This window comes from Thalassobacterium maritimum (genome assembly GCF_031127805.1).
In the GTDB taxonomy this organism is placed as follows: Bacteria; Verrucomicrobiota; Verrucomicrobiia; order Opitutales; family Coraliomargaritaceae; genus Thalassobacterium; species Thalassobacterium maritimum.
The window spans coordinates 1-475 of record NZ_JARXHW010000232.1 but is presented as its reverse complement, the minus strand read 5'-3'; the positions used below and the strand labels follow the sequence as shown (position 1 = coordinate 475).

The 475-nt window shown below is 46.5% G+C and carries 1 protein-coding gene; it reads right to left on the bottom strand.

Annotated elements, in window-relative coordinates; all coding sequences use genetic code 11:
- Positions 1–62 precede the first annotated feature (62 nt).
- The coding region (locus tag QEH52_RS20175) for a hypothetical protein (protein WP_308952765.1) at positions 63–475 on the bottom strand (413 nt) is incomplete at its 5' end.

The following is a 475-nucleotide window of genomic DNA, read 5'->3' as shown; positions in this document are numbered from 1 at the left end:
CGTGAAGCACTATCGCGACTGTAGCGCGGAGCGCGAAAGGAGTTGATAGATGCGTCTGGATCTCATTTTCGGTTAAAGGGCTTCAGTTGGATTCCCATGTAGTAATAGGGCAAATCTATGATTCTTTCATCTGTGGGAAATGATATGACAAACATGTCCCCATGATACAACCCGATCTTTACTTCTTCTTCGGAGTCTTGGAGGCCAAGCTCGCCTATCAGCTGCTTCCGAACAGTTTCCGTGTATTCGATGTAATCGGGGTCTTTTGTTTTATTTTCTCTTCGAATTAGCTGCCATGCCTCAGGGGGAACCGATTCCTTCACCGCACTTTGAAGGTCTTCAAGATAGTTCTCTGGAAACAGGAAAGTGCCCTTCGACATGAACGCTTTTCTTGTGGTGGTCTTGTAAACCGAGCGCCCGTCGATTCGGACACCAGATACCACTTTAGGGAAGAACTTCATTCTTTTTGAGATCG